This window comes from Hyphomonas sediminis (genome assembly GCF_019679475.1).
Lineage (GTDB): Bacteria > Pseudomonadota > Alphaproteobacteria > Caulobacterales > Hyphomonadaceae > Hyphomonas > Hyphomonas sediminis.
Genome location: NZ_JAIEZP010000001.1, coordinates 167,813 through 187,889, shown reverse-complemented (window position 1 = coordinate 187,889; position 20,077 = coordinate 167,813). Strand labels below are relative to the sequence as shown.

The 20,077-nt window shown below is 63.0% G+C and carries 21 protein-coding genes; 13 read left to right on the top strand and 8 right to left on the bottom strand.

Translation table 11 applies throughout. The features are described 5' to 3' along the window. Positions 1 to 114: 114 nt before the first annotated feature. Positions 115 to 435, top strand: a complete 321-nt coding sequence (locus K1X12_RS00900; RefSeq protein WP_220985761.1) for an antibiotic biosynthesis monooxygenase family protein — start codon at positions 115 to 117, stop codon at positions 433 to 435. A gap of 9 nt (positions 436 to 444) precedes the next feature. Here the strand turns inward: K1X12_RS00900 and K1X12_RS00895 are convergent, their stop codons facing one another. After that, positions 445 to 822 carry a hypothetical protein gene (locus K1X12_RS00895; RefSeq protein ID WP_220985760.1) on the bottom strand — a complete coding sequence of 126 codons (378 nt, stop codon included), beginning with the start codon at positions 820 to 822 and terminating at the stop codon, positions 445 to 447. Between the two features lie 223 nt (positions 823 to 1,045). Here K1X12_RS00895 and argF point away from each other — a divergent pair, with 223 nt between their 5' ends. Then, positions 1,046 to 1,972 carry an ornithine carbamoyltransferase gene (gene argF / locus K1X12_RS00890; RefSeq protein ID WP_220985759.1) on the top strand — a complete coding sequence of 309 codons (927 nt, stop codon included), beginning with the start codon at positions 1,046 to 1,048 and terminating at the stop codon, positions 1,970 to 1,972. Positions 1,973 to 1,992: 20 nt separating this feature from the next. Here argF and K1X12_RS00885 read toward each other — a convergent pair whose 3' ends face one another. Then, positions 1,993 to 2,181, bottom strand: a complete 189-nt coding sequence (locus K1X12_RS00885; RefSeq protein ID WP_220985758.1) for a hypothetical protein — start codon at positions 2,179 to 2,181, stop codon at positions 1,993 to 1,995. Continuing rightward, entirely contained in the window at positions 2,178 to 2,540 is a 363-nt protein-coding gene (yidD, locus tag K1X12_RS00880) for a membrane protein insertion efficiency factor YidD (RefSeq protein WP_220985757.1), read from the bottom strand. The genes K1X12_RS00885 and yidD overlap by 4 nt, the downstream gene beginning before the upstream one ends. Positions 2,541 to 2,714: 174 nt before the next feature. On the opposite strand from yidD, the gene hslO reads away from it, so the two are divergent. Further along, a complete protein-coding gene (gene hslO, locus K1X12_RS00875; protein ID WP_220985756.1) occupies positions 2,715 to 3,635 on the top strand; it encodes an Hsp33 family molecular chaperone HslO in 921 nt (306 codons plus the stop codon). A gap of 541 nt (positions 3,636 to 4,176) precedes the next feature. Continuing rightward, a complete protein-coding gene (locus K1X12_RS00870) occupies positions 4,177 to 4,542 on the top strand; it encodes a hypothetical protein (protein WP_220985755.1) in 366 nt (121 codons plus the stop codon). Between the two features lie 73 nt (positions 4,543 to 4,615). On the opposite strand, the gene K1X12_RS00865 is transcribed toward K1X12_RS00870, so the two are convergent. After that, positions 4,616 to 6,109 carry a M20 family peptidase gene (locus K1X12_RS00865; protein WP_220985754.1) on the bottom strand — a complete coding sequence of 498 codons (1,494 nt, stop codon included), beginning with the start codon at positions 6,107 to 6,109 and terminating at the stop codon, positions 4,616 to 4,618. 86 nt (positions 6,110 to 6,195) lie between these two features. Here K1X12_RS00865 and K1X12_RS00860 point away from each other — a divergent pair, with 86 nt between their 5' ends. After that, positions 6,196 to 7,602, top strand: coding sequence for an MFS transporter (locus K1X12_RS00860; RefSeq protein ID WP_220985753.1), 1,407 nt, complete (start codon positions 6,196 to 6,198; stop codon positions 7,600 to 7,602). Positions 7,603 to 7,617: 15 nt separating this feature from the next. Here the strand turns inward: K1X12_RS00860 and K1X12_RS00855 are convergent, their stop codons facing one another. Continuing rightward, positions 7,618 to 8,229, bottom strand: coding sequence for a DUF924 family protein (locus K1X12_RS00855; protein ID WP_220985752.1), 612 nt, complete (start codon positions 8,227 to 8,229; stop codon positions 7,618 to 7,620). Then, positions 8,226 to 9,002 carry a bifunctional 2-polyprenyl-6-hydroxyphenol methylase/3-demethylubiquinol 3-O-methyltransferase UbiG gene (ubiG, locus tag K1X12_RS00850; RefSeq protein WP_220985751.1) on the bottom strand — a complete coding sequence of 259 codons (777 nt, stop codon included), beginning with the start codon at positions 9,000 to 9,002 and terminating at the stop codon, positions 8,226 to 8,228. The genes K1X12_RS00855 and ubiG overlap by 4 nt, the downstream gene beginning before the upstream one ends. Before the next feature lie 94 nt (positions 9,003 to 9,096). Here ubiG and K1X12_RS00845 point away from each other — a divergent pair, with 94 nt between their 5' ends. The 4 genes from K1X12_RS00845 (at position 9,097) to ispG (ending at position 14,926) form a co-directional block, all read left to right on the top strand. Beyond that, a complete protein-coding gene (locus K1X12_RS00845) occupies positions 9,097 to 10,344 on the top strand; it encodes an aspartate kinase (protein ID WP_220985750.1) in 1,248 nt (415 codons plus the stop codon). Between the two features lie 58 nt (positions 10,345 to 10,402). Beyond that, entirely contained in the window at positions 10,403 to 12,637 is a 2,235-nt protein-coding gene (ptsP, locus tag K1X12_RS00840) for a phosphoenolpyruvate--protein phosphotransferase (RefSeq protein ID WP_225907820.1), read from the top strand. A gap of 101 nt (positions 12,638 to 12,738) precedes the next feature. After that, positions 12,739 to 13,707: a helix-turn-helix domain-containing protein gene (locus K1X12_RS00835; protein ID WP_220985748.1), complete on the top strand. Its 969-nt coding sequence runs from the start codon at positions 12,739 to 12,741 to the stop codon at positions 13,705 to 13,707. 79 nt (positions 13,708 to 13,786) lie between these two features. Beyond that, positions 13,787 to 14,926, top strand: a complete 1,140-nt coding sequence (ispG, locus tag K1X12_RS00830) for a flavodoxin-dependent (E)-4-hydroxy-3-methylbut-2-enyl-diphosphate synthase (protein WP_220985747.1) — start codon at positions 13,787 to 13,789, stop codon at positions 14,924 to 14,926. Positions 14,927 to 14,937: 11 nt separating this feature from the next. On the opposite strand, the gene K1X12_RS00825 is transcribed toward ispG, so the two are convergent. Together K1X12_RS00825 and K1X12_RS00820 are read right to left on the bottom strand one after the other, a co-directional pair. Continuing rightward, a complete protein-coding gene (locus K1X12_RS00825) occupies positions 14,938 to 15,471 on the bottom strand; it encodes a DUF1254 domain-containing protein (protein WP_220985746.1) in 534 nt (177 codons plus the stop codon). Further along, on the bottom strand, positions 15,468 to 16,070 hold the full coding sequence (locus K1X12_RS00820) for a DUF1214 domain-containing protein (protein WP_225907819.1): 603 nt from the start codon (positions 16,068 to 16,070) through the stop codon (positions 15,468 to 15,470). Before K1X12_RS00820 ends, K1X12_RS00825 begins: the two co-directional genes overlap by 4 nt. A gap of 122 nt (positions 16,071 to 16,192) precedes the next feature. On the opposite strand from K1X12_RS00820, the gene K1X12_RS00815 reads away from it, so the two are divergent. The 4 genes from K1X12_RS00815 (at position 16,193) to prmC (ending at position 19,931) form a co-directional block, all read left to right on the top strand. Further along, positions 16,193 to 17,470 carry a glucuronyl esterase domain-containing protein gene (locus tag K1X12_RS00815; protein WP_220985744.1) on the top strand — a complete coding sequence of 426 codons (1,278 nt, stop codon included), beginning with the start codon at positions 16,193 to 16,195 and terminating at the stop codon, positions 17,468 to 17,470. 37 nt (positions 17,471 to 17,507) lie between these two features. Beyond that, entirely contained in the window at positions 17,508 to 17,939 is a 432-nt protein-coding gene (locus K1X12_RS00810; RefSeq protein ID WP_220985743.1) for an MAPEG family protein, read from the top strand. A gap of 61 nt (positions 17,940 to 18,000) precedes the next feature. After that, entirely contained in the window at positions 18,001 to 19,077 is a 1,077-nt protein-coding gene (gene prfA / locus K1X12_RS00805; protein ID WP_220985742.1) for a peptide chain release factor 1, read from the top strand. Then, a complete protein-coding gene (gene prmC / locus K1X12_RS00800; protein ID WP_220985741.1) occupies positions 19,074 to 19,931 on the top strand; it encodes a peptide chain release factor N(5)-glutamine methyltransferase in 858 nt (285 codons plus the stop codon). Before prfA ends, prmC begins: the two co-directional genes overlap by 4 nt. The last annotated feature ends 146 nt before the right edge of the window (positions 19,932 to 20,077 follow it).

The window sequence follows — 20,077 nt, the reverse complement described above, 5'->3', positions numbered from 1 at the left end:
CCTCCCTTTAGGGGAGTTTTGCCGCGTTTGCTAGAAGGGAGGGGTAGATAAGCCCTCCCATGCCATGCCACAATGACGGGGCTGTGACGGCAGTTCACAGCCCCGAGGGACACCATGATCGCCACGACACCGCAGGCGCCCTATTGGGCGGTTATCTTCACAGCCATCTTCTCCGGGCGGGAGGAGGCCGAGTATGCCGAAACCGCCGAGGCGATGGTGGCGCTGGCCCACACGATGCCGGGCTTTCTGGGGTATGAGTCCGCGCAGGGCGAAGGCGGCCTGGAAATCACCGTCTCCTATTGGGAGAGCGAAGCGGCGATCCTCGCCTGGAAACGCCAGGCCGATCACATCGCCGCCCAGAAGCGGGGCCGCGAAGCCTTCTACACCCATTACACAATCCGCGTGGCGAAGGTGGAGCGCGCCTACAGCTTCTGACGCAGCGCCTCAATGTGTCAGCGCGTGGAAGAACTCGTCCACCGACATCCACACATTGTCTACGCGCTCAGGCCCCGTGGAGAGCACGATCCGGCGCGGCATGTCGCCGAAACGGGCGCGCAGATAAGCCTCGAACGCGGCGGTCATTTCCTCCGGCGTGCGCGGCGGTGGGGCGCCGATTGCCTCATCGAACAGCTCGCTCAGAAAGGCCTCCACCAGCGCGTCGCCCGCGTCCCGGTCGCTGCTGAACAGGTGGGCGCAGGCCCTTATGCCGGGTACGCAATGTTCGGCGCAGTCAGCGGGGCTGGCAAAGCGGCCTGTGTCGAGCCGCAGCCTGTGCCACCCAAAATTGCGGCCGATATGGGGGATGAGGTCGCGCGCGTTCATGGGTCATTGCCGGGTCTTTGGTTTGGTCTTTCTGCTGTTTCCTGTAGTGTTTACGCTTGTTTCCGGCCCTCTGGGGGTGCCGGTTGGCCGAAGGTTTCTGTAACCAACGGGTGAGGCGCTGCTTTGTTCCTGCCCGGCCCGCCAGGCCGCGAACTTAACAAACGCTGGCGATCCCCGCCAAAACGCGCTATGCGGCGCCCTTTCTTTTTGCGGGGGCGTCCCCATGACTTACCGGCACTTCATTGATCTCTGGCATGTCGAGAGCGCGGAGCTGCGCGCCATCCTCGATGAGGCTCACCGTATGAAGAAGGCCCGCGCTGGCTGGCCCAAGGGCCGCGTCGATGCCGGCGCCCCGCTGGAGGGCCACACGCTCGCGATGATCTTCGAGAAATCGTCGACCCGCACGCGCTTCTCCTTCGACATGGCCATGCGCCAGCTCGGCGGCTCGTCCATCACGGCCACGTCCAGCGACATGCAGCTTGGCCGTGGCGAGACGATTGACGACACTGCCAAGGTGCTCTCGCGCTATGTCGATGCGGTGATGATCCGCGCCAATGACCATTCCGATGTCGAGGCTTTTGCCGAGGCCGCCTCCGTGCCGGTCATCAATGGCCTGACAGACCGCTCCCATCCCTGCCAGATCATGGCAGACCTGCTGACGCTGGAAGAACATGGCCTTGATCTGAAAGGCGCGCGCATCGCCTGGGTCGGCGATGGCAACAATGTCTGCGCCAGCTTCATCCACGCCGCGCCGAAATTCGGCTTCTCCCTCGCCGTAGGCACGCCCAAGCGGTTTGCTCCGGATGAGGAAGACCTTGAAATCGCCGCCGAGCTGCAAGGCCGGATCGACCTGTTCGAAACCGCTGAGGAAGCCGTCGCCGGCGCCGATGTGGTGATCGCCGATACCTTCGTCTCGATGGGCGACACCGACGCCGAGCGCCGCCTCGAAATCCTCGAGCCCTACGCGGTCACCGCTGAGCTGATGGAACTTGCCGGCAAGGGCGCCAAATTCCTTCACTGCCTCCCGGCCCACCGGGGCGAGGAAGTGGACGAGGAAGTGATCGACGGACCGAACAGCCTCATCTTCGACGAAGCCGAAAACCGTCTCCACGCCCAGAAAGCCATCCTGCGCTGGTGCCTGGATAAATAAGGCCCGGCGCCGTCAGCGGCTCAGACTTGTTCGAAAACCGCAAGATAGGTGACGGAGGGTTGGCCGATCCCAAGGCAGCCGGGCTGGGTCACTTCCATCACGCTGTGAAACCGGTAACCGGCGGAGCTGGCTTCGTTGAGCTTCGCTTCCAGGCCCTTGATGGCTTTGTCGTCGAAGACTTTTCCTATGCTCATGACTCGGTATTTCATTCAGGTATCTCCAGATCCTTGAGATCAATCCCGCCCTGCCTTGGACTGCAGCGATGCAGCCGGCTCAGCGTCAGGCGGATTGCGGTTGGAAAGCTACGCGTGCGGAAGGCCAGTTCGCTGTAGCGTGAGCAGCTGGGTTCGAAGACGCACCGGTTCCCGATTTTACCGGGTCGTATGCGCCGATAGGTTCGCAGCAGGGAGACAGCAAGCTGTCGCCACCACGGTGTTGCTGGCGGGCGCAGGGCGTCGATGCGCTGGTCCAGCTCCGGTGTCAGGCCCAGGCGCCGCATGGCGGAAGGACGCAGCGTTTCCGGCACGTCGAGTTCAATGTCCGCTGTCGAAGGAAGTGTCTGCCGCATCCCGATGCCCCCATTAACCAGAAAAGAGGGATAGGGCAGGGGTGTCAACCAATGCGGGCCAAATTTCCTCGCAGGTTCGGGTGGGGGGCGTGGATCAGCCCGCCCCTTGCGGTCCGGCTGCCTCACTGCCACATGGGGCGCCTTGAACGCCCCATTCTCCGAAAGGGTCATGCCATGACCGATACCGTCATCCAGACCGGCGATTTCACCGCCAGTTTCCAGATCGAAGATCGCCCCATCCGTGGGCGCGCCGTGCGCATGGGCGCCGCCAGCCTCACGCCGATCCTCGCGCGGCATGACTATCCGCCAAATCTCGCCCGCATCCTGGGGGAGGCGGTTTCGCTGGCTGCCCTCATCGGCGCCTCGCTGAAATTTGATGGCCGCATCCTGGTGCAGGCAGAAGGCGATGGTCCCGTCCGCATGCTGGTGGGGGAATACACCACCGGCGGCGGCGTGCGCGGCTATGCCCGCTATGATGAAGAGGCCTGGGCCTATCTGGAGCGCCTGAACAAGGGCGGGCCGCCGCACATGCCCCAGCTGTTCGGCCCGTCGGGCCGTCTCGGCCTCATCCTCATTCAGGATAATCCGAACCTTCAGCCCTATCAGGGCATCGTGCCGCTGAACAAAGGCACGCTCGCCCAGTGCGCGGAAGATTATTATCTGATGTCAGAGCAGGTGCCCTCGCGTATCCGTCTCGCAGTCGAGCAGACCAATGATGGCGGGTGGGTGGCCGGTGGCATGATGGTGCAGCGGATCGCCGGGGATGAGAAGCGCGGTGACACGAATGAAGCCTGGCGCGAAGCCGAGGCCCTGTTTGGCACGCTGACGCCGACCGAGCTTGCCGATCCGAACCTTCCGATGCCGGATCTTCTCTTCCGCTTGTTCCACGAACAGGGCGTCCGCATGGAAGAGGGAAGGGCCGTTACCGATCATTGCACCTGCAATGAGGAACGCCTGCTGCACACGCTGCGCGCCATGCCTGAAGAATCCCTGCGCGACCTGGTCGAGCCCGACGGCACCCTCGCCATCGACTGCCAGTTCTGCGCCCGCCACTACGTCCTCCCCATCGAGCGCGTGGCCGGCCCGGCCCACTAAACCCGGCGCGAAACGAACAGACACGGCGCAGGATGGCACAAGGCTGTCCCGCGCCGTTTCCATTTGGGCTTAAAGTGATCCCGAAATGCCTCAAAAGTACACAGTCTGACACGGTTTGTACCCACAACGACGCCCCCAGACACAACGCGCCCCCTCTCCCTCAGCGAGAGGGCCGGGGTGAGGGCCTCCGCCCCCTCCGCTCCATCCGCACCCCATTCCCCCGTCATCCCGGTTTCGCTGCAAGCGAAGACCGGGACCCAGCCTTCCCCCAGCCCCCTGGGTCCCGGACATTTGCTCCGCAAATTCCGGGAAGACGCCCGAAGGAAGTGATACACGCCCATCCTTCGACCTGAGCCCAGCGAAGCCCACCCATCCTTCGACTTCGCTCAGGATGAGCTCCGAAATGCTGCGCTAGAGAAGCTCATCCTGAGCGAAGTCGAAGGATAGAGCGGGCTCACCTATCCAACACTCATCGCCCACAAACACACCGCAACCCGCAATCGTATCCACCCCCTCCGCCGGCTGACATATACTCAGCCCCATGACACCCCAGATCGCCCGCCTCTATGCCCATGTATTGCCAATCTTCTGGCCATATCTCTGGCTGCAGCTGCGCGCGATCTTCAAACGGCAGGATGTCGAGCTTCGCTCCCTCCTCATCGCCGTCACCAAATGGGGCCGCATCCACATCGTCAGCGTCGGCGACCACTGGCGCGCTTATAAAAAGCCCGAACTCACGAAACCGGAATGGAGCGATCCCGTCTGGGAATCCGATCTCCCGACGAACCTCGCCCAAGCCCCGTTGGCGTTCTCCTGTAGTGTTTGGGAAGCCTCAGGCACCCAACCACCCGAAGCTCATCCTGAGCGAAGTCGAAGGATCAGCGGGCACGCCCCCGACACGTCCTGAAGCCCCACCAAACCGAAGCGCATGCCCCGCCGGCCACGCCCCAAAGCGTGCGTTCCGGCCGAAGGCGCTGGCCTCAGGCGCCCTTGTCCATTGCCAGGATGATCTGTGAATAGCCACGCGCCAGCCGGCCCATGTTTTCCACGGCAAGACGCTCATTCGTGCCATGGAAACCGGTCAGGTCTTCCGGCGACATGATCGAGGGCGCAAACCGGTAGACATTCGGCGTAATGTCGCTGGCATAGCGCGCGTCCGTTGCGCCCAGCACTAGGCCGGGGGCTGCCGGCGCGCCGCCGGCAGTTGCTTCGGCAACGCTGGCCAGAACGGCGTAAGCCAGATTGTCCGTGGGCGAAACGGGCGAGGCGCCCTGGCCGCGGATGCCTTGCTGGCCAACGGCGATCTCGATCCCCGGAATGCTGGCGGTCACTTCGCGCACATGCTCGATGATTTCCTCTTCCGTATTGTTCGGATGGATACGGAAGTTGACCACGGCCACAGCGCGCTGGGCCAGCACGTTTTCCTTCGCCGAACCGGCCAGCATGGTTGGCGCAGTAGTCGTGCGGATCATCGCATTGGCGCTCGGAATGGCGCTCATCTGTTTCTCGATCATGCCTTCAAACAGCCAGAGGTTTGCAAAGGCCATCCGCTGGACAAACGACATGTCCCGCGCCGCAGAGCGGAAAAGGTCCGACACCGGAGGTTTGGTGAAGTCCGCCTTCATCTGGTTTTCATCGAGCGCAACCACCGCGCGGGCCAGCCTTACCGCCGCCGAATCGCGCGGCGGGGTGGACGAATGCCCGCCTTCGCCGGTCGCGGTGATTTCCAGCGTTACATATCCCTTCTCGGCGATACCGATGAAGCCCATGGCTTTCCCCGAAAGCGGGGAGGGATCGACGATCATGAAGCCTTCATCCAGCGCCATTTCAGGCTCGATTCCGCGCGATTTCAGCAGCGCGATTCCCGCCTGGGCGCCCGATCCGGAAACTTCCTCATCATGGCCGAACATGAAAAGAATCGTTCTCTTCGGCTGGAAGCCGGATGTGGCAAGCGCTTCGGCCGCTTCCATCAGCGCAACGAGCGACCCTTTGTCATCGATCGTTCCGCGTCCATAGATGAAACCGTCCACAATATCGCCGTCGAAGGGGGCGCCGGTCCAGTCGCCCTCCGTGCCGATATTCACCGGCACAACATCCTGGTGGGCCATCAGAAGAATGGGGTTCAGGCCGGGGTCAGAACCCTCCCAGGTGTAGAGCAGGGTGAGGGTGCCGGGCACGAGTTCTTTCTGCATTGCAGCATGCGCGGCGGGGTAGGTTTGCTCCAGCCATTGATGCAGCGCGATCCACGGTTCCTCCTGACCCGGACGAGGATCGCCCGGGGCTACGGTGACGGTGCGGAAGCGGATTGCCTGGGCAAGATTTTGTGCGCCGCGTTCAGCCGAAATCGCCGGTGGTTCTGGAAGCTCCACGCGGCCGCCAACCGGATCGGCGCCGTAGTTGAATGTCCTGAAAAGGACCACGACGACAAGAATGCCGAAGATGGCGCCGAGCCCGACGATAAGATTGCGGATCATGGTGTCAGATTTCCCCCCGCTGCTTTTGCGGCTGCAGTTTGCGTGGCAAAGTCTCCGCGTCAAGCGAACAGATTATAAAAAATGACTTGGCCGTCACCATTGGTGAAGGCACTGTGCGCGCCATGTCCCAAACTGGTTCTTCACGCTTGTCGTTTCCGCGAGTGCTGGCGTTTGCCTCGCTCAGCATTCCCATCGCCGGGGTCGGTCTGCCGGTCGGCGTTTACCTTGCGCCGCTCTATGCCAATGAGGTCGGCCTCGGGCTGGAGATGACGGGGCTGTTGTTCATGCTCCTGCGCTTCTGGGATATCTTCACCGATCCGGTGATGGGTTACATGGTGGATCGCTACCGCAGCCCCTGGGGCAGGGTGCGCCACTGGATCCTGCTGTCAGTGCCGATCCTCGGCATCGCGACTTACTTCGTCTACATGCCGCCCGAAGGCGCAACCGCCGGATACTTCATATTCTGGATGCTGATCTTCTATGTCGGCTTCACCTTGCTGCAGACATCGCGCTCCTCATGGGTGCCGGCGATTGCAAAGGATTATGACGACCGGTCTCGCCTGTTCCTCTGGCCGGAAATCATCTCTGTTCTCTCGATGCTGATCCTTCTGGCAATCCCGGCCATCCTTGCCGTTGCCGGCGTCGAGACAGACCGGTTCGGGCAGGTGGCTGTGATGGGCTGGGTGCTGATTATCGCCTTGCCGATAGCTGGCTTTCTCGCCTGCGTATTTGTGCCCGATCCACCGCTTCGGGGAGAGTCCAAGCTTGTCGAGAAGTTCGAGCTGAAGCCGATGATCCGCGCCGTGCGCAATCCCTATTTCGGCAAGCTCCTTCTGATCGAACTGCTCGGCGCAACGGCGATTGCAGTCACCGCATCGAACTTCCTGTTCGTGGCCGAATATGCCTTCGGCGCCAGTGATGGTCAGACCAGCATGACGCTGATGCTGTTTTTCCTGATGGCGATCCTTGCGCTGCCCTTCTGGCTGTGGCTTGCGCGCAAGACCGAAAAACGGACCGCCTATTGCGTCGCGGTGACCATGTCCGGCATCTGCTTCATCGGCTTCATTCCACTGGCGCCCTTCGGCAATTTCACCAGCTTCCTGATCGCATCGTTGATCGCGGGCATTCCCTTTAGCGCGCCCATCTTCCTCGCTCGTGCCATGACGGCGGATATCGTGGAGCTGCAGACTGCCGAAACGGGGGAGAACCGTGCAGGCATCCTCTATGCTCTGCTGACGAGCTTCAACAAGGTCGGCTCCAGCCTGGCTTTTGGCGTTGGCTATTTCATCGTTGGCCAGATCGCCCAGTTCCGGCCGGGGCAGGAGAACTCGGAGTCCTCCATCCTCGGCCTCGTCATCGTCTTTGGCTTGCTGCCTGGCATCCTTTACCTCTGCGCCGGTCTGCTCGTGCGGACCTATCCGCTCACCCGCGCCGTGCAGGAAGAAACTGCCCGCCAGCTCGAAACCCGGGTTGAGATTGCGCCCGGCGGGTAGCCCGCGCCTGGGTGGCTAGAACCCGCCGCCTTCGGCCAGCCACTGCTGCTCAGCGTCTGTGCTGGTTCTCCCGACCACGGCATTGCGGTGAGGAAAGCGGCCGAACTCCTCGATCACGTCCAGATGCTTGCGGGCATAGTCGAGCGTCATGTCGCAGAAGCCTTTGAAGCCGTCGCGCGCGCTGGCGGCCAGTGCGGTGAAGAGGTCCACTGAGCGGATCTGGTCGCCCATCTCTTCGGAATGCTCCATCGGCAGGTAATAGAAAACGCGCTCCGCCTCGGAAAGGATCAGGTCTTCGCGTGCAATCAGGCCTTCCTTGCACAGAGCGAGCGCCAGCATGTCCTGCGCAAAGGCGCGTGGGCTGCCGCGGAAGATGTTCCGGCTCATCTGGTCGAGCACGATGATCGCCGCGAGCCGGTCACGCGCGCCACGCGCCGTCCAATCGCGGGCGAGCGGCCCGGCGGAGAGCGTTTCGAGTAGCGGCAGGAAACGGTCTCTCAGTTCACGGTCAAAGGCGTCGCCGCCCTGGAACCATTTCTTGTTCTGCGCCGCCAGGGCTTCCGGGGAGGTCGATGCGTCGCCAATCCAGAAGGCAAGGACATCTTCGGGGGAGGGCAGCGCGCTCATGGTGCGGGTCTCCGGGCGACGACCATATAGTTCACGCTGAGGTCGCTTGAGAGTTTCCATTCCCCGCTGACCGGTTGGAAGGAAACCCCAACGGGCGGCTCGGTTTCCATGCCGGCGTCCTGCAGCGGGCCGGTTACATCTTCCGGCGCCAGGAATTTCGACCAGTCATGCGTTCCCGGTGGCAACCAGCGCAGAATGTATTCGGCGCCGATCACAGCAGTCGCCAGCGACTTTGCCGTCTTGTTGAGCGTGGCAACGATCATCAGCCCGCCGGGGCGCACAAGGCGGGCTGTGTCGGCGAGGAACTGCGCCGGGTCGGCAACATGCTCCACCACTTCCATGTTGAGCACGATATCGAACAGCGCTTCGCCGGAGGCGAGGAGCCCTTCGGCCGTGCCTGCGCGGTAATCGATCTTGAGACCCTGCTCGTCTGCATGGGTGAGGGCGGTCTTGATGTTGGCTTCGGACGCATCGACGCCGGTGACCGCAGCGCCCAGCCGGCTCATTGGCTCGGAAACAAGCCCGCCGCCACAGCCGATATCCAGCAGGCGCAGGCCATCCAGAGGTTTCCGCAGCCCCGCTGCCAGCCCGAAATGGCGCTCTGCCGTCTCGCGGATGAACCGCAGGCGGGTGGGGTTGAACCGGTGCAGCGGCTTGAACTTGCCGTTGGGGTTCCACCAGTCTGCCGCCATGGCGGAGAACTTGGCGACTTCCGCCGGATCGATGCTCGGCGTCACTGGAGGGGCGCCGGGCGCGTCAATTGTTCTCGCCATTGTTTAGCAATCCTGTTTGATCCGCAGCGAAGTTTCGCCTAGAGGGGCCGGAAATTGAGCGGGGCTCAAGGGCCCATAAGGTATTTGGGGCGATATGGCGCGTACAGTCCTGAAATTCGGTGGCACGTCGGTCGGGGATCTCGACCGGATTGCAAACGTGGCTGAGATCGTTGCGGCGCGGGCCGCTAAGGGCGAGAAGTTGGCCGTAATCGTTTCGGCCATGTCGGGCGAGACGAACAAGCTCGTTGCCCTGGCGGATGGCGCTGCCGGCAAGGAACTGCCGCGTAGCCTCTATCACGACGAATACGACGTTGTGGTCGCTTCTGGCGAGCAGGTCACCGCTGGCCTTCTGGCGTTGGCGCTGCGCCGCCGCGGCCTCAAGGCCCGCTCCTGGCTTGGCTGGCAGCTGCGTCTGAAGACAGACAACAGCCATGGCCGCGCCCGCATCATGGGCTTTGACGACAGTTCCCTGCCGGATTCGATTGATAGCGGCGAAATCGCTGTCGTTGCTGGCTTCCAGGGCGTTACCGACGAGTTCCGCGTCACCACGCTTGGCCGGGGCGGCTCTGACACCAGTGCCGTCGCGGTGGCGGCGGCCCTCGGCGCGCAGGTCTGCAACATCTACACCGATGTCGACGGCGTCTACACGACCGATCCCCGCATCGTTCCCAAGGCCCAGCGTATCGATAAGATTTCCTACGAGGAAATGCTCGAGATGGCCTCGCTCGGCGCCAAGGTGCTGCAGACGCGCTCGGTCGAGCTTGCGATGAACCATGGTGTGCCCGTGCGGGTGCTGTCCAGTTTTGTGAAACCCGGCGAAGAGTCCCCCGGCACTCTCGTCTGCTCAGAGGAAGAGATCGTGGAAAAACAGGTCGTCAGCGGCGTTGCCTATTCGCGGGACGAGGCCAAGGTCACGCTTTACGGCGTGCCGGACAAGCCGGGTTCTTCCGCCAAGATCTTCTCCGCGCTCGCCCGCGCCGGCGTGAATGTCGACATGATCGTCCAAGCTTCCTCCCGCGAAGCCTCCAAGGCGAACCTCGTCTTCACCTGCACGGACCGGGACAGTCCCTTTGCCCGCGAGACGCTCGAATCGCTCCAGGCGGAAGTCGGCTATGAGCGCATCGAGGTGATCCGCGATGTCTCCAAGATTTCCATCATCGGCGTCGGTATGAAGAGCCATACCGGTGTTGCTGAAAAGATGTTCACCGCGCTGTCGGAAAAAGGCATCAACATCGATGTTATTGCCACTTCCGAGATCAAGATTTCCGTCCTGATCGCGGCGCCCTATACAGAACTGGCGGTCCGGGCCCTGCATACTGCATTCGGGCTGGACGCCGACTGACGGGTCACCGTAAGACCGGGGGAGCATGCCGTATAACTTGCCGGCCACCCGAGTTCTGATGAACAGCCTTCGCCAGGTTATGGCGGAGGATGGGGATACCCGTTCGCGCCTGGATCAGGTCGTCCGGCTCATCGCGTCCACCATGGTCGCCGATGTGTGTTCCATCTATCACCGCGAAGGCGATGGCTCGCTCCTGCTGATCGCCACCGAAGGTCTGAAGCCGGAAGCCGTCAACAAGACGCGCATGGGCGCCAATGAGGGCCTTGTTGGCTATGTCGCCCGCACGGCCGAACCGATTGCGATCGAAGACGCCCCCCGCCATGCGGCCTTCTCCTACCGTCCGGAGACAGGGGAGGACCCCTTCCACGCCTTCCTGGGTGTGCCGATCCTGCGCACGGGCGGCGTCATCGGTGTTCTGGTCGTGCAAAACCGTACCGAACGGGTCTACCGCGATGAGGAGGTCGAAACCCTCCAGACCATCGCCATGGTACTGGCCGAAATCGTCCACAGGATCGAGGAAGACCAGTCTGCGCCCCAGCCCGAGCGCCGCGTGCGTGGCAACAATGGCGGCAATCTTCGGGGCCGCATCTTCTGCGAAGGTCTCGGCTATGGCCGGGCCGTGCTGCACGATCCGGTGGTTCCGGCGGCGCGCTTCTTTGCTGCCGATCAGAAGCAGGAAGCCACCCGTCTCGCAGAGGGGCTCAAAGACCTGCGCGCTTCGATCGACCGGATGATGCTGGTGGATGGCGCGGCTCTGGGGGAAGATCCGCGCGATGTGATGGAGGCCTACCGCCTTCTGGCGCATGACAATTCCTGGGCCGAGAAGCTGCAGGAGGGCGTCCGCTCCGGCTTGTCAGCCGAGGCCGCCGTTGACCGCGCCCGCCGCGAGCACCGTGCAAAACTGCAAGCGGCGCGCGATCCCTATCTGCGCGAGCGCCTGCACGATCTGGAAGACCTCGACAACCGCCTCCTGCGCATCCTCGGCGGGGATGAGAGCAAGCCGCAGATTTCTGACGAAAGCAGCGTCCTGATTGCCCGCCGGCTCGGTCCGGCGGAGTTGCTGGAATATGCCAAAGCAGGCCTGCGCGGCATCCTGATGGAGGAGGCGGCCGCCTCCTCGCACGCGGCGATCGTGGCGCGCGCGCTGGGCATTCCGGCCATCGGCGCCATTGACGACCTCACCACGATGATCGAGCAGGGCGATTATGTGATCGTCGATGCCGAGCAGGGGCAAGTTCACATCCGGCCCGACGACGCGGTTTACGATGCCTACAAGACCCGCGTTGCCCTGCGGTCCGAGCGGCAGGCTGTTTACGCCACCCTCAAGGGTCTGCCGGCCCAGACGCGCGATGGCACCACCCTGTCGCTGATGCTGAATGCTGGCCTCGATCTCGATCTCGATATGCTCGATCAGACCGGCGCTGACGGCGTTGGCCTGTTCCGCACGGAGTTCCAGTTCCTCGTTTCGGACTCTCTGCCGCGCCTGGAAGACCAGATCGGGCTCTACCGCAAGGTGCTGGACCGGGCTGATGGCCGGCCGGTGGTGTTCCGCACGCTCGATCTGGGCGGTGACAAGGTGCTGCCGATCCTCAACCAGCTGCGCGAGGAAAACCCCGCGCTCGGCTGGCGCTCGATCCGCTTTGCGCTCGACCATAAAGGCCTGTTCCGCCGCCAGCTGCGCGCACTGGTCCGGGCCGCCGGGGAGCGCCCGTTGACGGTCATGTTCCCGATGGTGACGACGCCGGAGGAGTTCCGCGCCGCCCGCGAGCTGCTCGATCAGGAAGTTGAGTGGAGCTTCCAGCGGACCGGGCAGCGGCCTTCCAAGCTCGAAATCGGCGTCATGCTGGAAACCCCGGCGCTGGCCTTCTCGCTGGCCGATCTGGCCGGGGAGGTCGATTTCCTCTCGGTCGGCACCAACGACCTCCTGCAATTCTTCTTCGCCGCCGACCGGATGACACCTTCTGTGTCAGACCGGTACGAGCTGATCAGCCCGGCGGCCCTGCGGTTTCTCAAAATGGTCGCCGAAACCTGCCAGAAGGCCGGTATCCGGCTTTCTGTGTGCGGCGAGGCAACGGCAACCCCGCTGGCAGCCTTCTGTTTTGCGGCGTTCGGATACAGCAGCCTGTCGATGTCCGGCTCGGCCATCGGCCCGGTCAAGCAGGCACTCAGATCCATTGATCTGGCAGGCTTCCGGGCAGGGCTGGAGGCCGCGCTGGATAAACCGAACGATGCGTTCCGTAACCAAGTGTTAGGGATCGCGATTGAACATGGTGCCAATATACCGGACAGCTGAAGCCGGGTAAAAACGGGTTGATGGCTGATTTTTTCATGGCCTGGACCGCTTTTTGCCTAATTTGGTACCCATATGGCAGCGGTCGAAGAGACTGGTAGAATATGGCACAGCACATCACGCCTGAACCGGTAGAGGACGGACAGAAGTCCGAAGCAGCAGTGACTGAGAACGGAACGGAACGTTCGAATGTAACCCCATTCCCGGCGCGCACTGGCCGCGAGGGAGAGGGCCGTGAAGGCCGGCTTCGCGCCGAAGAGATTTTCCGCACCTCCGAATACGAAGGCGAAGCCCTTCGCATGGGTCAGGTGCTGCGCCGCGTCCGCGAGGTTCTGGGCCTCCAGCTGATCGAAATCGCCAAGGAAACCCGCATCCGCGAGAACTTCCTGATGGGGATCGAGCGGATGGAGGTGCAAAATATAGCCCCGGGCTATCTGAAGGCCTATCTGCTGACCTATGCCCGCTATCTGGGCCTGCCGGAAACCGAAGTTGTCCAGCGCTATACCCGCGAATGCGGCGGCCTGGATGAGGTGAAGGCGGCTGCGCCCGTGCCGAAAATGGGCCAGCTGCAGAAGCCGGCAACCAACTGGCCGCTGGTCGCGGTGACCGGGGCTTTGCTGGCCGCCATTGCTGCTGCGGCGGTGACATATTTCGTAATGAACCAGGACCCGGCTGAAGAGGTGATGAGCGAAGCGCCCGTCGCCGTGTCGGGCGCGCGCGACAGCCTGTTCGAGGATGTGCGCACCGAGGCGGCCAAGCCGGCCGACCTTCCGCTCGAAATTGTGACGGTCCGTCAGGGCTGGCTGGAAGTGCGCGGCGCTGACGGCACCATCTTCCTCAGCCGCACGATGGCGGAAGGGGAGACCTATTTCCCGAGGCTGAACGCCGGCTGGACGGTTTCTGCGCGCAATGGCGGCGACTTCCAGTGGCGCGTCGGCGATGTCGTGATCGGGCCTGTCGGTCCGGATGGCGCGCAAGTCTTCTCCATGTCGGTAGATGAGCAGCTCGTTCGGGCTGCTGAGGCGATCACCCCGGTTGTCGCGGCGAACGGTCCCGGCGGGGCGACACCTTAAGGCCTTTACGGGCGGCGCCATAAGCGCCACATCTGCCCTCAATAGCTGAGGCAAGGTCTGCCCGCATGCGAGGCGCGCAATGAGCCATAATCCGATCCGTCCCTGGCGCAACATCGAGCGGCGCAAGTCCCGCCAGGTGCGCGTTGGCAATGTGCTGGTGGGCGGCGACGCGCCCATCGCTGTGCAGACGATGACCAACACGCCAACCGAGGACGCCGCTGCAACGATCGCGCAGATCCTGGGCTGCGCCGAAGCTGGCGCGGATATCGTGCGTGTTTCCTGTCCTACTGAAGAGTCGACGAAAGCCTTCCGCGAGATCGTGCGGGAAAGCCCCATCCCGCTGGTTGCCGACATCCATTTCCATTACCGGCGCGGCATCGAGGCGGCAGATGCAGGTGCGGCCTGCCTGCGCATCAATCCCGGCAATATCGGCTCGCCCGCGCGCGTGAAGGAAGTGGTTGCTGCGGCCCGCGCCAATGGCTGTTCCATGCGTATCGGCGTCAATGGCGGCAGTCTCGAGAAGCACCTCCTGGAAAAGTATGGTGAGCCATGCCCCGACGCGATGGTGGAATCGGCGCTCGATCACGCCCGCATCCTCGATGACCTTGGCTTCCATGATTACAAGATCTCGGTGAAGGCGTCCGATATGTTCCTCACCGTCGCTGCCTATCAGGCGCTGGCGGAGGCAACCGACGCGCCGCTGCACCTTGGCATCACCGAAGCGGGCGGCCTGCGCACAGGCACGGTCAAATCCTCCATCGGTATGGGCGCGCTGCTTTGGGCCGGTATCGGCGACACGATCCGTGTCTCCCTTTCGGCCGATCCGGTCGAGGAGGTGAAGGTCGGCTTCGAGATGCTGAAATCGCTCGGCCTGCGCACGCGCGGGGTAAACATCGTCGCGTGTCCTTCCTGTGCGCGTCAGGGTTTTGATGTGATCAAGACGGTAGAGACGCTGGAGCAGCGCCTCGCGCATATTTCAGAGCCGATTTCGCTCTCGATCATCGGCTGCGTCGTCAACGGCCCCGGCGAGGCGGCAATGACCGATCTCGGCTTCACCGGCGGCGGCAAGGAAAGCGGCAAGATGTTCGTCAACGGACGGCCAGACCATAACGTCTCGAATGCCGACATGGTCGAGCACATCGTCAAGCTGGTTGAGGACAAGGCAGACCGCTTGCGCGCCCAGCGCGAGGCCGAAGCTGCCGAAGTGCCCGCCGAATAAGCGTTTCCGCGTCAGAGTGGCGCGCAGCTGCTCGCCGGAATGAGGGCCGCGGCCGCTTCATAAGACGCCTGCGTCGGCGCAAGCCGGCGGACAAGTGCCAGCGCTTCGGGCTTTTTCACTGTCACCGTCTCCGCGCCTGCCGCGCCGGAAATGTCCTGGCCTTTCATCGCGACTACGACGCGGCGCGTGCCCGGCGTGCCTTCGGCGCGTGCGTCGAGCGATCCGGCGTAGACATTGTTCGTGTCCGCCTCGAAGATCGAGAGCGAGCCATATTCCGGCCAGGATGGTACTGTGATCTCGACCGGCCCATCCGAGAGGTCGATCAGGCAGATGGCATAGGCAAGATCGGGTGAGGGGCGCACGACGCTTTGCGTCTCCGGCGTGATCCGCGCGCTCATCGTCCAGCTATGGGGCGCGATGCCTGTGTCCATCATCTTTCCACGGACGGTCGACATGATCTTGCCGGGCAGGGCATTCAGCACCACGAAATGCGCAATCAGGAATGTTGCCACAAAAGCCGCAAGGCCGGTGAGGAAGGCTTTCATGATGCCGCTCCCTTGCAGGCGAGGCGTTTGACGGTCGGGGCCGGCAGAACGCCTTCGGGATCTTCAATCAGCGCGAGGTCCGGCTTGTAGATGCGCAGGGTCAGGTCAAACGCGCCACCTGCCTTGCTGGACACCCAGTTACCCGTCTCCGGGCCGTCTGCGGCAATCACAAAGCTCCAGGCATCCGGCGCGCCGCTGGCAGCCGCCTTGGTCTTGTCGAAGGAGAGGGCATTGTCCTTGTTGCGCGGAAGATAGCTCTCGCCATCATAGAGGGTTACCGACCACCAGAGGCCGGGCATCTCCCCGCCGCTCACTTCATAGGTGCAGTCGTCCTTGAGGCGCGCGCCGTCGGAATCGGTGGCGGTAGTGAAATACACCGCTTCATCCTTCGTCAGCGCCAGCAGGCCATGGCGCGCGACCCGGGCCCGCGTCCACGGATTTGCAGCCGCCGACCCGATGGTCCAGTCGCTTTTCCAGCTGTTCACGTCGATCTGGTCGCCAAAGCTCGCGCCAGAGCCAATGATGCCCGCCGCATAGAAGGCGGAGGCTGCCCCGGCGGCAATCCCGAGAATGCCGCCAGCCAAAAGGGAAAGGATCATTTTCATGGGCTCACGCTATCGTGACCGCGCAAGACAGCAAGAGGAAATCATCTGGGGGCTGGGAGGCTGCGCCCGGATGGGGTAGCTGTCTGTTCCAGCGGGCGCGCATCTGAGAGTTACCCATGTTTTTTCGAGTTCTGCGCTGGATTGGCATCAGCCTGCTTGCCGGGCTGATGCTCCTGATCGGCTCCAGCTGCACCATGCTGGGTCTCAACTATGCGAGCCTCGACATCTACAACAAGCCTGTCGCTTCCCCGCCCATCGATGTCAGCGCGCTGATTTCAGACCCTGCCGAGCGCGAGCGGCTCAAAGGCCTGCTCCAGGAAACGCTCTATGGCGCCTGGCCCGAAGGTATGCCGGTGTCCTTCAGCGACTGGCGTGTGATCGTCCCTGACTACCTTGAAGGTCGCGGTACGCTGGAAGAGATGGACATCACCATCGGGGCAGGGGACGGCGCGCGCACGTTCCAGCTTGTCGGTGCCTTCCCGCATATCGCTACCGCTGTGCCCGTTGTCATCAGTCAGACCTTCGGCACCAATTGCGCCACATTCCCGGAACAGCCTGTCACAAGCATGGATGGAGATCCGTGTGCGGTGCATGACTACGGTCCGATTGTCAGCTTTATTGTGTCCGCCGTGTTCGGAGAGTATATCGCCGAGGCGCCGGTTGAGCTCTATTTCGATGCCGGTTTTGCTTATGCCAGCTTTCATGCCAGCGACTTCGTGCCCGATGATGCTGATGAGGCAGGCCCGGCCATTGCTGCGCTCGGCGGCTCGCCCAATCCCGGCAGTACGCTGATGGCCTGGGCTTACGCTTTCTCCGCAGCCGTTACGGCGATGGAAGGCGACGCCCGGATCGACAATGATCATGTCGCTGTCCTCGGCCATTCGCGCCATGGCAAGGCGGCGCTGCTTGCGGCGGCCTGGGACAATCGCATCGATACGGTGATTGCCCACCAGTCCGGCTTTGCCGGCGCGGCCCTCTCGCGCTCGCCATCGGGTGAGCGGCTGGACCGGATGGTGAAGTCCTATCCCCACTGGCTTGCGCCAACAGCGGAAAAATATGCGGCCAATCCCGAGACGCTGCCTTTCGACCAGCATCACCTCCTGGCGCTGATTGCTCCGCGCCCGCTATTCCTCGGCAATGCGCGGCGGGACGTGTGGTCCGATCCCAATTCCAGTTATCGCGCAGCGCTTGCGGCCAGTGAGGTCTGGAAAGGCTATGGCGAAACCGGCCTCAAGGACGACATCACCCATTTCGATCCGAAGGCCGACATTGCCTATTTCCTGCGCCCCGGCGGCCACTCCGTCGTCGACGATGACATCGAGGCATTCCTCGCTTTCCTGACTGCCCATCTCGGCCAGCCGCGCCAGTTGCCAAACACGGTCAGCGCGCCCTAGTCTCCCGCCCACAACACTGCTGTGGGAGGCAACAACAATGGCAATTCCTGAAATCGAATTCCTCAAGCCCGTCATGGTGCTGATCCTCTGGACCTGTTTCATGTGGTTCTGGATGTATGCCCTGCGCCTGCCGGCTTTCAGCAAGGCCGGCATCAAGCCTGACGAGGCGCGCCATCCGGGCACCTATTCGGACCGTCTGCCCCCGCATGTCCGCTCCGCGGCAGACAATTACAATCATCTGCACGAGCAGCCGACGATCTTCTATGCGGTCATGTTCCTGGCGGCACTGACAGGTGGCGGCGATCATCTGGCGACGATGGTTGCCTGGGCCTATGTGGCGCTGCGGATCGTCCATTCCATCGTGCAGATCGTCATTGGCACTGTGGCGTTGCGGTTCCTGGTGTTTGCGGCCGGCTCGTTCTGCCTGTTCTTCCTGGCGGTCCGGGAAGCGCTGCGCATCTTCCTCTGAGGCGCCACGGAACGCTCTGGCGGGCTTCCATGCAGCCTGAAAGCGGATTAAGGGACGGGCCATGTCAGCCCTTTCCCAGATACGCCTTCAGCAGGTGATCGACCGGTTTGAGGAGGTTGAAGCCCGTATGGGGGCCGCCTCCGATGCCAATGAGATCATCACCCTTTCCAAGGAACACGCCGAGCTTAGCCCGGTGGTTGCGAAGGCGCGTGCCGTCATGGGCGCGCGTCAGGGCCTGAAAGACGCTGAAGCCATGATCGCCTCCGGCGACAAGGAAATGGCCGAACTGGCAGAGATGGAGATCGAAGACCTGCGCGAGCGCCTCCCGGCGCTGGAGCAGGAAATGCAGCTCCTGCTCCTGCCCAAGGATGTCGATGACAAGGCCGACATCGTGCTCGAAGTGCGCGCCGGCACCGGCGGCGACGAAGCCGCCCTGTTCGCGGGCGATCTCTTCCGTATGTATACACGCTTTGCTCAGATCATGGGCTGGAAGGTCGAGATCGTGGACGCCTCTCCCGGCGACGCGGGCGGCTACAAGGAAATCATCGCCAACGTGTCCGGCGACGGCGTGTTCGGCCGCATGAAATGGGAAAGCGGCGTGCACCGCGTCCAGCGCGTTCCGGCTACCGAAACGCAGGGCCGCATCCACACCTCCGCGGCGACGGTTGCCGTGCTGCCTGCGCCGGAAAATATCGAGATCGAAGTTCGCCCCGAAGACATCCGTATCGATACGATGCGTGCGTCCGGCGCCGGTGGCCAGCACGTCAACAAGACTGACTCGGCCGTGCGGATCACCCACCTTGCCACGGGTATCGTGGTAACGAGCTCGGAGAAATCCCAGCACGTCAACCGCGACAAGGCCATGCAACAGCTCAAGATCCGCCTCTACGAGAAAGAGCGCTCGGAGAAGGATGCTGCCCGCGCCGAAGCCCGCGCCAGCCAGATCGGCTCGGGCGACCGCAGCCAGAAAGTGCGCACCTACAACTATCCGGAAAACCGCGTCACCGATCACCGCATCGGCCTGACGCTCTACTCCCTCGACCGGATCATCGCGGGCGACAAGCTCTCCGATGTGATCGATGCTCTGATCACGGAAGACCAGTCCCGCCGTCTCGCTGCGCTTGAGGCGAATGCGTGACGCCGCCAACCTATGACGATCTGATCCGGGACGGCGCCCGCCGCCTCAGGGAAGCGGGCATAAGCAATCCGAAGTCTGAAGCCATGATGCTGATGCTTCATGCTTTCGGCGGTTCGCATGTCGCGCTGATCTCGCAGGGCAGCGAGCCTGTGCCCAAAGGCGTTGAGGACGAGTTTCTGGACGCGACTACGCGCCGCGCCGCGCGCGAACCGGTGCAGCATATCATGGGGTACACGGCCTTCTACGGCCTTGAGATCCGCTCCGATGGGCGCGCGCTCATCCCGCGCATCGACAGTGAAACGGTTGTCACCGCTGCGCTGGACCGTCTGCCGAAGGACCAGCCGCTCCGCCTTGCCGATCTGGGCACCGGCACCGGCTGCCTCCTGGCCGCGCTGCTGCGGGAGCGCCCGGAGACGCGCGGAGTAGGGGTCGAAGCAAGCCCCGAGGCCGCCCGGCTCGCGGGGGAGAATTTCGAAGCGCTTGGCTTTTCTGGTCGCGCCACTGTCTTCCAGGGCAGCTGGGCCGACTGGCGAGGCTGGGGCGAGGCGGACATGATCATCTCCAACCCGCCCTATATCGCGTCCGCCGTGATCGAGGAGCTGGAACCCGAAGTACGCGATCACGATCCCCTGAGCGCGCTAGATGGCGGGGCAGACGGGCTCGATGCCTATCGTCAGATCGTTAACCTTGCCGGCGCGCAGATGAAGCCCGGCGCCTGCCTGATTTTCGAGATCGGTTACGACCAGCGGGCGGCTGTTTCAGAGCTTTTACAGGCGGCTGGCTTCGAAAATGTGGCCGATGGTCAGGATCTGGGCGGCAATGATCGCTGGGTGGCAGGCTGGAAAGCCCGTTAATTCTGCTTACATTTTCCCTTGGCGGTGCTTGCGATCCACGTTACATAAGGGTTCGGCGAGGGGCCGCCCGCAGTGATTGCGGGTGACAGGTGCAAGCTCCCGTCGTGTACCGGCAGAAACGGCAGCATTGCAGATCAGGCCCCGCT

What these genes read in the sequence shown, in the direction of transcription:
- K1X12_RS00900 (WP_220985761.1), top strand. Translation starts at nt 115, where the DNA reads ATGATCGCCACGACACCGCAGGCGCCCTATTGGGCGGTTATCTTCACA.
- K1X12_RS00895 (WP_220985760.1), bottom strand. Translation starts at nt 822, where the DNA reads ATGAACGCGCGCGACCTCATCCCCCATATCGGCCGCAATTTTGGGTGG.
- argF (WP_220985759.1), top strand. Translation starts at nt 1,046, where the DNA reads ATGACTTACCGGCACTTCATTGATCTCTGGCATGTCGAGAGCGCGGAG.
- K1X12_RS00885 (WP_220985758.1), bottom strand. Translation starts at nt 2,181, where the DNA reads ATGAAATACCGAGTCATGAGCATAGGAAAAGTCTTCGACGACAAAGCC.
- yidD (WP_220985757.1), bottom strand. Translation starts at nt 2,540, where the DNA reads ATGCGGCAGACACTTCCTTCGACAGCGGACATTGAACTCGACGTGCCG.
- hslO (WP_220985756.1), top strand. Translation starts at nt 2,715, where the DNA reads ATGACCGATACCGTCATCCAGACCGGCGATTTCACCGCCAGTTTCCAG.
- K1X12_RS00870 (WP_220985755.1), top strand. Translation starts at nt 4,177, where the DNA reads ATGACACCCCAGATCGCCCGCCTCTATGCCCATGTATTGCCAATCTTC.
- K1X12_RS00865 (WP_220985754.1), bottom strand. Translation starts at nt 6,109, where the DNA reads ATGATCCGCAATCTTATCGTCGGGCTCGGCGCCATCTTCGGCATTCTT.
- K1X12_RS00855 (WP_220985752.1), bottom strand. Translation starts at nt 8,229, where the DNA reads ATGAGCGCGCTGCCCTCCCCCGAAGATGTCCTTGCCTTCTGGATTGGC.
- ubiG (WP_220985751.1), bottom strand. Translation starts at nt 9,002, where the DNA reads ATGGCGAGAACAATTGACGCGCCCGGCGCCCCTCCAGTGACGCCGAGC.
- K1X12_RS00845 (WP_220985750.1), top strand. Translation starts at nt 9,097, where the DNA reads ATGGCGCGTACAGTCCTGAAATTCGGTGGCACGTCGGTCGGGGATCTC.
- ptsP (WP_225907820.1), top strand. Translation starts at nt 10,403, where the DNA reads ATGAACAGCCTTCGCCAGGTTATGGCGGAGGATGGGGATACCCGTTCG.
- K1X12_RS00835 (WP_220985748.1), top strand. Translation starts at nt 12,739, where the DNA reads ATGGCACAGCACATCACGCCTGAACCGGTAGAGGACGGACAGAAGTCC.
- ispG (WP_220985747.1), top strand. Translation starts at nt 13,787, where the DNA reads ATGAGCCATAATCCGATCCGTCCCTGGCGCAACATCGAGCGGCGCAAG.
- K1X12_RS00825 (WP_220985746.1), bottom strand. Translation starts at nt 15,471, where the DNA reads ATGAAAGCCTTCCTCACCGGCCTTGCGGCTTTTGTGGCAACATTCCTG.
- K1X12_RS00820 (WP_225907819.1), bottom strand. Translation starts at nt 16,070, where the DNA reads ATGATCCTTTCCCTTTTGGCTGGCGGCATTCTCGGGATTGCCGCCGGG.
- K1X12_RS00815 (WP_220985744.1), top strand. Translation starts at nt 16,193, where the DNA reads ATGTTTTTTCGAGTTCTGCGCTGGATTGGCATCAGCCTGCTTGCCGGG.
- K1X12_RS00810 (WP_220985743.1), top strand. Translation starts at nt 17,508, where the DNA reads ATGGCAATTCCTGAAATCGAATTCCTCAAGCCCGTCATGGTGCTGATC.
- prfA (WP_220985742.1), top strand. Translation starts at nt 18,001, where the DNA reads ATGTCAGCCCTTTCCCAGATACGCCTTCAGCAGGTGATCGACCGGTTT.